Source organism: Amycolatopsis sp. NPDC003676 (genome assembly GCF_053587275.1).
Window position 1 is genome coordinate 1 of the sequence record NZ_JBSFNS010000162.1, and the last position, 14,167, is coordinate 14,167.

The 14,167-nt window shown below is 69.7% G+C and carries 10 protein-coding genes; 2 read left to right on the forward strand and 8 right to left on the reverse strand.

Annotated elements, in window-relative coordinates:
• Positions 1-55 precede the first annotated feature (55 nt).
• Entirely contained in the window at positions 56-715 is a 660-nt protein-coding gene (locus ACWDNU_RS42250; protein WP_370940505.1) for a GntR family transcriptional regulator, read from the reverse strand.
• A gap of 90 nt (positions 716-805) precedes the next feature.
• Here ACWDNU_RS42250 and ACWDNU_RS42255 point away from each other — a divergent pair, with 90 nt between their 5' ends.
• Entirely contained in the window at positions 806-1,345 is a 540-nt protein-coding gene (locus tag ACWDNU_RS42255) for a YbhB/YbcL family Raf kinase inhibitor-like protein (protein WP_370938737.1), read from the forward strand.
• 436 nt (positions 1,346-1,781) lie between these two features.
• Positions 1,782-2,984 (forward strand): sensor histidine kinase, encoded by a 1,203-nt coding sequence (locus tag ACWDNU_RS42260; RefSeq protein ID WP_370938738.1) that lies wholly within the window; start codon positions 1,782-1,784, stop codon positions 2,982-2,984.
• A 430-nt stretch (positions 2,985-3,414) separates the two neighbouring features.
• On the opposite strand, the gene ACWDNU_RS42265 is transcribed toward ACWDNU_RS42260, so the two are convergent.
• The 7 genes from ACWDNU_RS42265 to ACWDNU_RS42295 form a co-directional block, all read right to left on the reverse strand.
• On the reverse strand, positions 3,415-3,759 hold the full coding sequence (locus ACWDNU_RS42265) for an RNA polymerase-binding protein RbpA (RefSeq protein WP_344267249.1): 345 nt from the start codon (positions 3,757-3,759) through the stop codon (positions 3,415-3,417).
• 76 nt (positions 3,760-3,835) lie between these two features.
• Positions 3,836-4,066 (reverse strand): preprotein translocase subunit SecG, encoded by a 231-nt coding sequence (gene secG, locus ACWDNU_RS42270; protein ID WP_033292761.1) that lies wholly within the window; start codon positions 4,064-4,066, stop codon positions 3,836-3,838.
• A 137-nt stretch (positions 4,067-4,203) separates the two neighbouring features.
• Positions 4,204-4,989 (reverse strand): triose-phosphate isomerase, encoded by a 786-nt coding sequence (tpiA, locus tag ACWDNU_RS42275; RefSeq protein ID WP_449672986.1) that lies wholly within the window; start codon positions 4,987-4,989, stop codon positions 4,204-4,206.
• A complete protein-coding gene (locus tag ACWDNU_RS42280) occupies positions 4,990-6,204 on the reverse strand; it encodes a phosphoglycerate kinase (RefSeq protein ID WP_449672987.1) in 1,215 nt (404 codons plus the stop codon).
• A 5-nt stretch (positions 6,205-6,209) separates the two neighbouring features.
• Positions 6,210-7,211, reverse strand: a complete 1,002-nt coding sequence (gap, locus tag ACWDNU_RS42285) for a type I glyceraldehyde-3-phosphate dehydrogenase (RefSeq protein ID WP_344267257.1) — start codon at positions 7,209-7,211, stop codon at positions 6,210-6,212.
• Between the two features lie 753 nt (positions 7,212-7,964).
• A complete protein-coding gene (locus ACWDNU_RS42290; RefSeq protein WP_449672989.1) occupies positions 7,965-9,332 on the reverse strand; it encodes a winged helix DNA-binding domain-containing protein in 1,368 nt (455 codons plus the stop codon).
• A gap of 238 nt (positions 9,333-9,570) precedes the next feature.
• Positions 9,571-14,037, reverse strand: coding sequence for a hypothetical protein (locus tag ACWDNU_RS42295; RefSeq protein ID WP_449672988.1), 4,467 nt, complete (start codon positions 14,035-14,037; stop codon positions 9,571-9,573).
• Between the last annotated feature and the right edge of the window lie 130 nt (positions 14,038-14,167).

A 14,167-nucleotide genomic window follows, 5' to 3' on the forward strand; every position in this document is an offset into this window, starting at 1 on the left:
ATGTCGTCGTTCAACAGCCGCGCGGCGATCTCCCGGTTCTAACCGCGATACGCACTCACGACTCCCCCGTCTCCGCACCGCTCAGCAGCGTCGCCGTCGCCCCGAGGTGGTCCATCAGCAACCCGGCCGCCGCCTCCGGATCCCGGCTCAGCGCGGCCCGCTCCAGCTCCTCGTGCTGGGCGAGCACCGCTTCCACCGGGAGCCGGTACGCCGGGTGCACCGTCCACCGCCGGGCCAGTTCGCTCGCCATCCACATCCGGTCGAAATTCTCCAACAGCACCGCGTTGCCGCAGCCGTCGAGCAGCGTGCGGTGGAACAAGCGGTGCGCCTCCGCCCAAGCAGCGGAGTAGTAGCTGCCTTCGTCCGGCACATACATCGGCGTCCGGGCGAGCCGGTGTCCCGCCGCGCGCACCCGCGTCTCCCACTCCAAGTCTCCGCGCGCGACCGACAACCGCAGCATCGCGGGCTCGACCGTCTGGCGCGCTTCGACGATCTCCTGCCACCGCCGGTCGGCCAGCGTCGGCACCGCGAAGCCGCGGTTCGTCAGCCGTTCTGCCAGTCCCTCGCCGACCAACCGGACCAGCGCCTCCCGCACCACGGCGAGGCTGACCTCGTACCGCGCCGCGAGCTCCTGCGGTTTCAGTGCCTGCCCCGGCTCGACCTCGCCGCGCATGATCGCGGCGCGGACCTGGTCGTAGATCTGCTCGGACAGCATCTGCTTCATGCCCCCAGGATAGACGATCTGACAAATCATCGATTATCATTGCTATCGTCGATCAGGTACCGCTTCCCGTGAGAGGAATCCATGTCCGCCAACTCCCCGTTCGCGCGCCTTCCCGAGGTGCCGAGCTTCACCGTCACCAGCACGACCGTCGCCGACGGCGCGGCCTGGTCCGCCGAGCAGTTCTCCGGGATCTTCGGCGTGCCCGGCGGCAAAGACACGTCGCCGCAGCTGTCCTGGACCGGCGCGCCGGAAGGCACGAAGAGCTACGCCGTCACGGTCTACGACGCCGACGCGCCGACCGGCTCCGGCTTCTGGCACTGGGCCGTCGCCGACCTCCCGGCCGCCGTCACCGACCTGCCGGAAGGCGCGGGCGACGACACCGGCTCCGGCCTGCCCGAGGGCGCTTTCCAGCTCCGCAACGACGCCGGAGCCGCGCGTTTCATCGGCGCGGCCCCGCCCGCCGGCCACGGCGAACACCGCTACTTCGTCGTCGTGCACGCCCTGGATGTCGAGTCGATCGGCGTCCCCGCCGACGCGACGCCCGCCGTCCTCGGGTTCACCATGTTCGGCCACGTGCTCGGCCGCGCGGTGCTCGTCGCGACCGCGGAGACGCCCGCGTAAGCCCCGGCCGGCTGATCACTCGGAGGCCGCCGCGTCGTGCTCGCCACGCCGCGGCGGCCTTCGACTGCGCAGCGACACTTCCCGCCCACCCGCACGGGTGATCTCTCCCCTGTTCGCGTGGCGCGGATCTTGCCCCGACCTGGGCGGCAAATGGAGCAACTGACACTCCGCCAAAAAGCGGCTCACCAGTATGTGGGAACCGCCGTATGGTGAACATAAGGTGATGTGATCGACACATGGTGATGTCGACCGCGCTTTGTTCATCCTGTTGGAGCAGTCGTGGAGATTACAACACCACTAGAACCACTCTGGGTGAAACTTACTGGCAACACACACGTTCCCGTTAGCATCCGCACATTTGTTCACCGCCGCGCGTCCCGATCGGGTGGCCGGAGCATCTCATCACTAAGTCCACAAGACGAATGGGGTCGCCGCGATGAGCACTGAGGGACTCTCGATTCCTGGCATCTCGATGAGCAGCTCCGCAGCGAGAGCCGCCGGGCGAGCCAGGCGCGCCAGCCTGACGGGCGCGTTCGCCGTGTTCCGGAAACCCCTCGTCGCGACAATCGCCGTCGAAGCGGTGGTCGTGCTGCTGGCGGTGCTCGACGTCTGGCTCGTCGTGCCGCCGAAGGCACAGCCCTATTCGCTGTACCTGTCGGCCGCCGCGTGTCTCGCGGTCGTGGTGCGGCGGCGCTTCCCGTTCCTCGCGGTGCTCGCCGCGGCGCCGGGATTCTTCGCCGGATGGGCGCAGCTGGCGTCGATGCTCAACCTGGGCATGCTCGCGACGCGGCGGCAATTGCACTGGCAGACCTGGGTCGGCGCGGGTTTGGTGTTCACCTGCCGGTTCGTGCGGTGGCCGCTGCAGGAGTTCGCGGAACTGAGCTGGCGCGAACACGTCCTCGACGGGATCTACGGCGTTCTGGTGGCCGGCATGCCGATCGCGATCGGCCTGCTGATCGGGGCGCGCGCGGAGATCTCGGCGAAACTGCGCGAGCTGGCCAAGAGCCGCGACCGCGAACGCCGCTTCCACGCCGACGCTGTCCGCGCCGAGGAACGCGCGCGGCTGGCCCGCGAGATGCACGACGTGGTGTCCCACCAGATCACGCTGATCGCCATGCAGGCCGGCGCACTGCAGGCCCAGGCCAAGGACGGTCCGGCGCTGGAGACGGCGCAGGTCATCCGCCAGCTCTCGACGCGGACGCTGGAGGAATTGCGCTCGCTGGTGAGCGTGCTGCGCTCCGGTTCTGGCGACGACGGCCCGCGGCCCGGGATCGGGGAACTGGACCACCTGATCCGCGAGTGCGACGTGCCGGTGCAGCTGACCGTCGAGCAGCTGCCGGACACCCTGCCGAGCCAGGTCTCGGCGGCGGCGTACCGGACGGTGCAGGAATGCCTGACGAACGTCCACAAACACGCCCCCGGCGCGACGGCCACGATCCGCATCCACGCGGCGAGCGGCGCGCTGGACATCGAGGTCGAGAACGCCCGTGCTTGTCGCGCCGGAGAAGCGTTCCCGTCGGGCGGCCACGGCCTGACCGGACTCGCCGAACGCGCCCGGCTGCTGGGCGGAAGCTTCGAAACGTCCGGAACGGAGGACGGCGGATTCCGGGTGCGGGCGCGGTATCCGCTGGACCGCTGACCCTGGGCGGACCTTACGGGACCTGGCTGGACCTGACTGGGAATTGGTCTGGACCGGTCAAGAACTGCCCGGTGCCAAGTCATCGCTCAGAACGCCGGACGTGTCCTCCGCAGGCCGAGACCGCCCAGGCTGGCTGGCAGCGCAGTCCGAACAGGAACTGACTGAGCAGCCCGCCCGCAAAGGCCTGCACCTGTCTCGGGCACCGGACGACCCCAGAATGCCCCGCCCTGCAGAGGTCTGAACCACCCGGACGACGCCTGAGCCCCGCCGTCCGGACAGGAACCGCTCGGCCGAACCAAGCCACCCGTCCCGCAGAGGTCCGAACCACCCTCCCGCAGGTCCAGACCACCTGAGAACCCCGGGAACTAAAAAACCACCGGCCCTCGCCCTCGCGGACGGGAAGCCGGTGGTCCCGGAGAAAAACCGTGCCTCAGATCAATTCGCGGCGTTGGCGGAGGCGCTCGAGCGCTTCGGCGAGGATGGCCTCACCGTCGGCGTCGCTGCGGCGTTCCTTCACGTAAGCCAGATGCGTCTTGTACGGCTCGGTCCGAGGCGCGGCGGGCGGATTCTGCTCGTTCTGCCCGCCGGGAAGCCCGCAGCGCGGGCAATCCCATTCTTCGGGGACCTCCGCGTCCATCGCGAACGACGGGCGGGCTTCGTGCCCGTTCGCACACCAATAGGACACCCGGCGCCGTGGCGCCGATTCACCCCGCTCCGATTCGCCCGAAGGACCGGCACCCACGCGGGTGCCGCGAATCGCGTTACCGCCAACCATGAATCCTCACCCGTTGGAATCGGCGGCGCGCCCCCCAATAGGCACGCCGATCGCAAGTCCCCTTCCGGGGACCCGGTCATACCTTGAGCAGGAGGCCGAGACCCACGATGCTGATCAGCCAGATGGCCCCGAGCAGCAGCGTGATCCGGTCGAGGTTCTTCTCGGCGACGCTGGACCCCGCGAGGCTCGACTGCATCCCGCCGCCGAACAGGGACGACAGGCCGCCGCCCCGGCCGCGGTGCAGCAGCACGGCCACCACCAGCAGGACGCTGGAGGCGATCAACAGGATTTGCAGGAACAGCTTCATGTCATCCTCTGTGCTTGTCGGAGCATGCAGGGGTACGGCCGGACCCGCACCAGCGTGCGGATCTTCACCGTACCCCTGGACTCGTCCACTGCTCTAGTGACGGACCGAACACACAGGCTACCCGGTAGTGCCCACGATCAGGGCAGCGGGCCACCGGCGGCGAGCGCGCAGAGCTTGGTGAACTCCTCGCCGTCGAGGCTCGCGCCGCCGACCAGCGCGCCGTCGATGTTGTCCGCGCCCACCAGCTCGGAGACGTTCCCGGCCTTCACCGAGCCGCCGTAGAGCACGCGGACCGCCGTGGCGACCTCGTCGCCGTACTTCTCCGACAGCGTCCCGCGCAGGGATTTGCAGACCTCTTCGGCGTCGGCGGCGGTCGCGACCTTGCCGGTGCCGATGGCCCACACCGGCTCGTACGCGATCACGACGGCCTGCACCTGCTCGGCCTTGAGTCCCTTGAGACCCTCGACGAGCTGGTTGCGGGTGTGCTCGAGGTGCTCGCCCGCTTCGCGGATCTCGAGCTCCTCGCCCACGCACAGGATCGGCGTGATGCCGTGCTTGAGCGCGGCCTTGACCTTCTTGTTGACCAGCTCGTCGGTCTCGCCGTGGATCGCGCGCCGCTCCGAGTGCCCGACGGTGACGAAGCTGCAGCCCAGCTTCGCCAGCATCGGGCCGGAGATGTCGCCGGTGAACGCGCCCGAGTCCTGCGGCGACAGGTCCTGCGCGCCGTAGGTGAGGGAGAGCTTGTCGGCGTCGATCAGGGTCTGCACGCTGCGGATGTCGGTGAACGGCGGCAGCACCGTCACGTCCACCTTCGCGTAGTACTTCTCCGGCAGCGCGAAGGCGATCTTCTGCACCAGGGCGATGGCCTCGAGGTGATTGAGGTTCATCTTCCAGTTGCCTGCCACCAGGGGCTTGCGTGCCACTTAGTTCTTCCCCTCCAGCGCCGCCACGCCGGGCAGCTCCTTGCCTTCCAGGTACTCCAGCGAGGCGCCGCCGCCGGTGGAGATGTGCGAGAAGCCGTCCTCGGGCAGGCCCAGCTGCCGCACCGCGGCCGCCGAATCGCCGCCGCCGACGACGGTGAACGCGTCGCTCTTCACGAGCGCCTCGGCCACCGCGCGGGTGCCGCCGGCGAACGCCTCGAATTCGAAGACGCCCATCGGGCCGTTCCAGAAGACGGTCGCCGCGTCGGCGAGCTTCTGCGCGAACAGCTCGGCGCTGCGCGGGCCGATGTCGAGGCCCATGCGGTCGGCCGGGATGGCGGTGACGTCGACGGCCTCGTGCGCCGCATCGGCGGCGAAGCCCTCGGCGGCGAGCACGTCGACCGGCAGCACCAGTTCGACGCCGCGCTTCTCGGCCTCGGCGAGGAAGCCCTTGACCTGGTCGAGCTGGTCTTCCTGCAGCAGCGACGTGCCGACCTCGTAGCCCTTGGCCTTGAGGAACGTGTACGCCATGCCGCCGCCGATGAGCAGCCGGTCGACCTTCGTGAGCAGGTTCGCGATGACGCCGAGCTTGTCGGACACCTTCGAGCCGCCGAGCGCGACCACGTACGGCCGCTTGACGTCGTCAGTGAGCTTCTTCAGCACGTCCAGCTCGGCCAGCACGAGGCCGCCCGCGTACGCCGGGAGCACCGCGGCGATCTCGTAGACCGAGGCCTGCTTGCGGTGCACGACGCCGAAGCCGTCGGAGACGAACGCCCCGCCCGGCGTCAGCGCGGCCAGCTCGGCGGCCAGCTCAGAACGGTCGACGGCGTCCTTGCTGGTCTCGCGCGCGTCGAAACGCACGTTCTCCAGCAAGACGACACCGCCGTCGCCCAGTCCGGCCACGAGCGCCTTCGCCGACTCGCCGACGAGGTCACCGGCCAGCGGGACCTCGGAGCCGAGCAGTTCGCCCAGCCGCTTCGCGACCGGCGCGAGCGTGAACTTCGGGTCCGGCTCGCCCTTGGGGCGGCCCAGGTGCGCGGTGACGACGACCTTCGCGCCCGCGTCGGCGAGCTTCTTGATCGTCGGCAGCGCGGCGCGGACCCGGCCGTCGTCGGTGATGGCCGACCCGTCGAGCGGGACGTTCAGGTCGCTGCGCACCAGCACGTAGCGGCCCTGAACGCCCTCGCTCAGCAGGTCTTCGAGGTTCTTGACGCTCATCGGGTTCAGAGCTTGGAGCCGACGAGCTTGATCAGGTCGGCGAGGCGGTTGGAGTAGCCCCACTCGTTGTCGTACCAGCCGACGACCTTGACCTGGTTGCCGATCACCTTGGTGAGCGGCGAGTCGTAGATGCAGGAGGCCGGGTCGGTGACGATGTCCGAGGACACGATCGGGTCGACCGAGTACTTCAGGATGCCGGCCAGCGGGCCTTCGGCGGCGGCCTTGTAGGCGGCGTTGATCTCCTCGACCGTGGCGGACTTCTTGAGGGTCACGGTGAGGTCGGTGGCCGAGCCGGTCGGGACCGGGACGCGCAGCGCGTAGCCGTCCAGCTTGCCGAGCAGCTCCGGCAGCACGAGGCCGATCGCCTTGGCCGCGCCGGTGGAGGCCGGGACGACGTTGAGGGCGGCGGCGCGGGCGCGGCGCAGGTCCTTGTGCGGGCCGTCCTGCAGGTTCTGGTCCTGCGTGTAGGCGTGGATCGTGGTCATCAGGCCCTGCTCGATGCCGAAGGCGTCGTTGAGGACCTTGGCCAGCGGGCCGAGGCAGTTGGTGGTGCAGGACGCGTTGGAGATGATCGTCTGCGAGCCGTCGTACTTGTCGTCGTTGACGCCGAGGACGACGGTCAGGTCCTCGCCCTTGGCGGGCGCGGAGATGATGACCTTCTTGGCGCCGCCGGCGATGTGCGCCTTGGCGGCGTCGGCGTTGGTGAAGAAGCCGGTCGACTCGACGACGACGTCCACGCCCAGGTCGCCCCAGGGCAGGTTGGCCGGGTCGCGCTCGGCGAGGGCCTTGATGGTCTTGCCGTCGACGACGATGCCCTCGTCGGAGACGCTGACCTCGCCCGGGAAGCGGCCGAGGATCGAGTCGTACTTGAGCAGGTGGGCCATGGTGGCGACGTCGCCGAGGTCGTTGAACGCGACGACCTCGATGTCGTGACCGCTCGCCTTCACGGCACGGAAGAAGTTGCGGCCGATCCGGCCGAAGCCGTTGACACCTACGCGAACGGTCACTGCTGCCACTCCTCTGGTGTTGATCACGGCGGCGGCGCGCCGGCCGCCGACCGTGGGGTTGGACACTGCTGAAGTTCTCGTCCGGGACGCCCGCCCCGGAGAGCGCTTCCGCGACTTCCGGAATCGGTGCAACCCTAGCGTGCGGGCACCGTTGCCCCGGACTGCCCTGACGAGACTTCCACCACTGCCCGGGGACGTCAAGAATCGATTAAGAACCCAGCTCAGCCGGGTGAGGCCCCGAAACGGGGCGAGCGCTCCCGCCGGGGTCCGGGGCCGAAGCGGACCAGTGGCTTGATCGGTCTTGGTGCCCCGGTTCACGCTGTCGGGCGGGTCTGCCGGGGGAGGCGAGGGGGCGGGTCGGGTTCCGGAGGTCCGGTCCGGCTCGGCGGGGCGAGGAACTGGCCGCGCGGGACAACTGGGGCGGGTTGGATCGGGCGGGGTCGGAGACGGGTGTTCGGAGACGACCTGCATCCGCAAAGCGCACCGGGATTCGCGCAGGGTGCGGCGGCCGAACGAACTGCCGGAAGGTGCGGGAGGCGGGCGTCAGGCGGGGTCGAGAGCCGGGACTGGCTCATGCGGCGGCCGACGGGCTGCCTCGCGGCCCGGCGCACTGTGGCTTCACCCTCGCGCCCGTCGCATTCCGATCACCAAGGCAGCCCGGCCGCTGGGTCATTCGTCCGCCCCACCCGCCGAGGCGTCCGGCCCCGCACGATGCCCGCGCGACAGCTGGTCATTCCGGCACAGTGCGAACCGCTATCCAGAAAGCTCCTTCTCCGCCGGGGTGCGGAACTTCGGCACTACTCGCGCCTCCCCCAGCCACTCGCTCAGCCGGGCCGCCTCGGCCTCCACCACGGCGGTCTTCTCGGCTCCGACGTCCTCCATCAGACGGACCGCGACTTCTCCCGACGGGCGGTGAGACCAGGCTCCGACGATCCGGCCGTCGCTCCAGACCGTGGGGCCGATATTGCCGCTGCGATCGAACAGGGCGGCGCGGTGCGGGCCGACGTACCAGTCTCGCGACTGCCAGCCCATCGCGGTCGGATCCAGGGCGGGGAGCAGAGCGATCCACGGGTCGGGAGCGGGGACCGGGACGAGGTCGTCGGGCAGGGCGATTGCCGGTTCGCCGTCCAAGTCCACCTCTGCCGGGCCGATGGCGGCCAGCGCCTTTTTCGTTTGGCCCGCGTTCCAGCCGGTCCACCATCGGAGGTCGGCGACCGGGGCGGGGCCGAAGGCGTACAGCCATCGCCGGGCCAGGGCGGTTCGGGCTTCGTCTTCGGAGAGGGCTGGCCAGTGAGCGGCGCCGGGGCGAGCTGGTTGAGGATCGGAGCGGCCCGAACCGGCATCGGCGACGGCGGCAGGGCGGCCTGACCCGCCAACCGCACCGGCGGCGGAGCGGCGTCGCCCGGTCGCGGCACCAGAATCGGAGCGCCCCGAGCCAGCACCCACGGTGGAGCAGCCCAGGTTGTCGTCGGGGCCAGATCCGGCGATGCCTTCTGCCAGCCAATCGGTCAGCGGCGACCAGTAGTACTGCGTGCTTTGCCAACTCCCCCGCGGGCGGCCTCGCACGATGTGTCCCTCCGCGGCCAGCTGGAACAGCACCCGGCTGGTCACGTTGCCGATCGACTCGTACGGCTTCCCCTTAGCCATCAGCAGTTGCTGACGCAGGCGCGGTTCGTCGTCCGCCAGTTGCTGGGCGGTTGCCGATCCTCTGGCGCGCAAGGCTTTTTCGACGCTCGCCAGCACCTCGTCCAGCCAATCGGCCGGATTCGGGACGTTGTCCGGGTGGCCCAGGGTGCCCAATTGCTTTTCCAGCAGGCGGCGTTGACGCGCGGCGATGTAGTAGGAACAAGCCGCCTGTACCTGGGCGGCGGTGGCGACATCGGTGACGAACACGGTGCGCCGCATGCCCAGCAAACGCAGGAGGGTGCGCCGGGAGTACAGAGCTTCCTCGACATCGGCGACCGAGATCGCGTGCACGCGCGACCACGAAGACAGGTACACCGAGGCGGGATCGGTGGCGTGCAGTGCGACGACGCCGTCGACTGCTTCCTCGACGGTCGTCGTCCGCGCCGCCAGGTGGTGGCGTACGCCGAGGCGGGCCCGGCGCTGGGCGAGGGTCATCTTCACGACTCGATTCCTACCAGGAGGGTCCGACAGAAATCGCACAAGCGCTGGTCAAGAGAACAAACCGGCGGGCATGGCGGTGCGGAACCAGACCGGGGCCGATTCGGGAGGACCCGCAGTCTGGTGACCAGGTTGGACACCAAAGCGGCAGGCGGGCAGGGGCTGGCGTACGTGCCCATCGGCTGACGGGCCTCGGCGCGCGGTGTGCCGTCCGGGGCAGACCGCGCGCCAGCCGTCAGGCCGGTTGTTCTTCTTCGGCGGACGAATCCACCGGAGTAGCCGCACGGCTGAACATCCGCGTCGCCGAAAGCCGGGCCACCCCGTCGGGGTCCCCGAGGTCGTCGAGCGAGTTCCGGATCGTCGCGTCCACCGACAGGTACTTCCGTCCGGCGCGCAGGTCCGCGTCGTTGCGCAGCCGCACGATCAGCGGGAATTCCGCCAGCGCGCCCGCGTCGAACAGGCCCGTCGTGTAGATCAGCTGCACGCCCAGCGCTTCCGCCACGGCCCGCTGCAGTTCCAGCAGGTACCCGGCCGACGCCCGGCCGATCGGGTTGTCCAGGAACAGCACGCCCGAATGCCGGTTCCGCGCCTTGCCCCGGTTGTTGGCGCGCAAAGCCGCCAGCGTGCAGTACAGGATGATCGCCGCGGTCAGCTGCTGGCCACCGGAGAAGACGTCGCGGATTTCGGACACTCGCTGGCGTTCGGTGCGCAGCACGGAGTCCGGTTTGAGCATGTCGACCCGGTACCCCTTGGGCGAGGCGACGTGCACCCCTCGCAGCACCAGCGACAGCCCGTCGCGCTTCACGTCGCGGCCGTCGGCGGTCTTGCCCGCGGCCGCCTCGTCGACGACCTCGCCCAGTTTTTCCGCCAGCACATGGTCTTCCAGTTCGGTGAACCGGATCCGCAGGAACTCCTGGCCGGACCAGTCGCCGAGCCCGTCCGGCAACCGCGACACCCGCTGCGCCGACCGCAGCGTCCGCAACGCGCCTTCGACCATCCCCTGCAGCCGCGTGATGATGCCGCCGCGGTGCCGGTCGATCTGCGCGAGGTCGTCGGTGAGCGTCCGCAGTCGCGGTCGCAGCGCCTCGCTCCATTCCGCCGCGTGCGCGGGAAGCTGGTCCCGCTTGACGGAAATCACCTGCTGCCGCACCGGCGTGCTGAGCTTCTCGAACCGCTTCTCGGTCGCGTACTGCGCCAGCTGGTCCGCCGCCGCGCGCACCCGCCGGTCGCCGGAGTCGGCCGCCGACTGCGCGTCGTTCAGTACGGTGTTGAGCTGGTTGTACCGGGTCCGCGCGGACTCGACATCGCCGTCGTACGCGTCCGCCGGATCCTCGGAACGCAAGTGCGCCAACGATTCCGACAGCAACCCGAAGCCGGACGCCGAAGCCTTGGCCGCGTCCAGCGTCGCGTCCGCGGCCGCTCGGCGTTCCTGCAGCTCTTCCCACTTCCGCGCCGCTGCGGAAACTTCCAGCGACGCCGCATCGATCAGCTCGAGGCCGTGCTCGATGTCGCGCGGTCGCTCGGCTGGAGAAGCGACGCCGGTCTGCAACGGCAGGACGTCCAGCTCAGTCCGACGCGTCGACACCTGGCCGATCGCCTCGGTGCGTTCCTCTTCCAAAGCATCGACGACCCGCCGCGCCCGCGCCAAGGCTGCCGCCCGCGTGGAAGAGTCCGAACCGTCCGGCGTCTCCAGCAACGTCGCCGCACGCACTCGGACTTCTTCGTCCAGCGCTTCCAACGCAGAAGAAGCCGCTGCTTCGGCAGACTCAGCCTGCTCCAGCTCGGCCCGGAGATCGCTGCCGACCTCGACCTTCGCGTACGCCTCCGACGCCGAAGCAAAGGTGCGCCGCAAGGCATCCACCGGTTCCGAAGGCGTTTCGACGTCTTCCGGCAACTCGGCCGCGCCGGGCACTTCAGCCAGTTCGGAACGCGCGGTGGTCACGGTGCGGCGGTGTCCGTCAGCGGTCCGCTGCTCCTCCCCCGCCTGCTCGCGCAACCGCGCCGCTCGCGCCGACGCCTCGGCCGCCGAAGTCTCCGCGCGTTCCGCGATTTCCGTTGCCCGCTCGACTTCTTCGGTCCATTCCGCGACGCGTGCGGCCCGAGTGGACAGTTCGCCGAGCCGGCGCGCCTTCTCCTCGGCTTCCGCAGCAGCGGTCCGCAACGCCGGGACCCGCTCACGCAGCAAAGCGACTTTTTCGCTCAACCGGGCGAATTCCGCCTCCGCCTGGCCAAGCGCGGTCTGCGCGGTCTCCCGTGCGACGCGCGCGGTTTCGGCCTGTTCAGCGAGCGTCCCGATCGCACCGGCCGGGTAGTCCTCGCGCCAGGTGGTGAGCTTCCAGGTCAAAGCACCATCAGCGGCCAGCGACTCCGACAGTTGCTCCAGCCGACGCTGCCGTTCCGCGTGCCGCTGCGCCACGGCTTCCCGCTCGGTGTCGGCGGCTTCCTCGTCGTACATCGCCGGGTTCGGCGGCACGAGGAACTCGACGCCTGCCGCAGCAGGCACATCGGCCGCCTGGAACGCGTCCGTGGTACCGACCGCGACGACCGCGCTCGGCAGCAGTCGCTCGGAGGACAGCACCTCACGCGCCCGCTTCACCTGCGCCGCGTCGTTCAGCAGCACCCCGGCGACGAGCTGCGGCATCCGCTCCAGCACTTCGTCGCGCCGCACCGAGTCCAGTTTGGACAGATAACGCCAGCCCGACCATGCGGTGATTCCGGCCTGCTCCAACGCATCCAGCGCGGCCTGCACGTCCTCCGGCGGCGGCAGCAGCCCGCCCGAACCGAGCGCAGCGAGCGCCCGCTCGTCGGCCGACTCCTCCATCCGCAGCGCGGTCTGTTCCTTCTCCACCGCCGCGCTCGCGTCGCGCAAACGCTGCAGCAGCACCGGAAGATCGCTCTCCAGCTTGACGTCGTCCGCACCGAGCAGCTCCATCAACCGCGGCTCAGCGGCCAGCGCGTCGGTACGCCGGTGCGCGCGTTCGAGGTCTTCGGCGGCCCGCACAAGACGGTCCTGAGTGGACCCGGCGAGCTGGTGCGCCTCGTTGACCGAGCGCTGCGCCGCTTGCAGATCCTCGCCGACCCGGTCGAGTTCCTGTTCCCGGCGAACGGATTCCGCCGTCGCGGCCTCAGCTTCGGCTCGCGCCGCCCTGGCCGACTCAGCGACGTCCGCACCGGACATCAAAAGTCCACTTCGGACCGACTCCGAGATTTCCTCGCGCAGCTCAGCAATCCGCGACGACAGCCCGCGCGCCTCAGCCCGACGGCCAGCAGCCAGGTTCGCCGATTCGTCCCGTTCGGTCTGCGCCTTTTCCGCCTCAGCGCGCAACGCGTCCGCGTGCGCCTCGGCTTTGTCCGCCTGCCGCTGCGCATCACGCGCCAGCGAAATCAAACCGCGCCCCAACGCGACCGCCGCCGCATCCCGTGCAGCCAGCGCCGGCTTCGCCTTCTCCTCGCGGTTTCCGACCAGCTCCCGCAGGTCTTTCGCCTTGCGGGCAGCGTTCAACCGGTTCAGCACAGTCGCGGTTTCGCGCCACGCCTCGGCTTGCGTCTTCGCCTCGGCCAGCTCGCCGTCGACGCGCTCGCGTTCGATCTGCGCTTCTTCCAGCCGCAGCACCGCGACCAGCCGCCGCAGTTCGGTGACGCCCGCGGTCAGCCGCCGATGGTCGCCCTCGGCGAGCTTTTCGGCAGTCCGGACCTCCTCGACGTGCTCCTCCAGCCCGGACAGCCGCGCGTTCTCCAGCTCGTTGCGCGCGTGGATCCGCCCGGCCAGCTCGCCGAGGTCCTCCCGCGCCGATTCCGCGATCCGGCGCGACGCCGCCGCCACGCCTTCTTCCTCAGCCAGCGGACCCAGCAGTTCCAACGCACCCTCGACGAAGTCCTTCTCCGCCATCAGATCGCCGCGCTGCGAGAGGTTGTTCGCGTACGTCGACACGACCTCTGCAAGGTCCTTCGGCTCGTCCTCCGACAGCACCGCGCGCAGCAGGAACTCCACGAACGCCTCGTCGGTGGAGAACTGGAACGCGTCGGCCGCCTCGCCCTCGCCCGCGTTCATCGCACGCTGGTAGCGGAACAGCTCGGTGTCGAGGCCGAGCTGGTCGAGCCGTCCGGTCCACTCGTGGTGCCGGCGCGTCCAGAACAGCTCCAGCTCCGGTTCGGCCATCGCGGCACCCGCGATCCGGTCGTGGAACCCGGACATCGTGAGCAGCCGGCCGTCCTCGGTCAGCGGCAGCGAATCGAGCGCGACGTCGGCGGTCGGGCGGAAGCAGTACCAGGAGTCGACCAGGTTCTCCGAATCCGCGGACGTCACATGCCCGCGCCACTCCGACACCTTGCCGGTGATCACCCGCTGCCCGGTCTCGACGTGCAGCCACTCCAGCACCACGTGCGCGACGTCCTTGGCCGTCACGAACTTCTCCAGCACCTTCGTGCTCGTGGTGCCGACGACCTGGCGCCGCCCGGGCAGCATCACCGAGAAGATCAGCTTGATCAGCACCGACTTGCCGCCGCCGTTCTCCAGGAACAGCACGCTCGCCGGCGACGGGCGGCGCACCGGGCCGCCCGCGTGGATGCCCGCGGAGAACAGCGCGTCCTGCTTCGGCGCGGTGATCGTGGCCCCGACGCCGCTGAAGTCCAGCACCACGTCCTGGTACCGGGCGCCCGCCGGGCCCACCGAATGCAGGCGGACCCGCGAAAGCTCGTACATCCGTTTCCCCTCTACCGCGCCTGTTCCGCCTGCCGGTCCGTGAGGGGAACCCTGAGGGAATCGGAGAGACAAAAGGATCACCACACACACCACAGATACCATAAATCAACGAATCACAGACCCATTAACT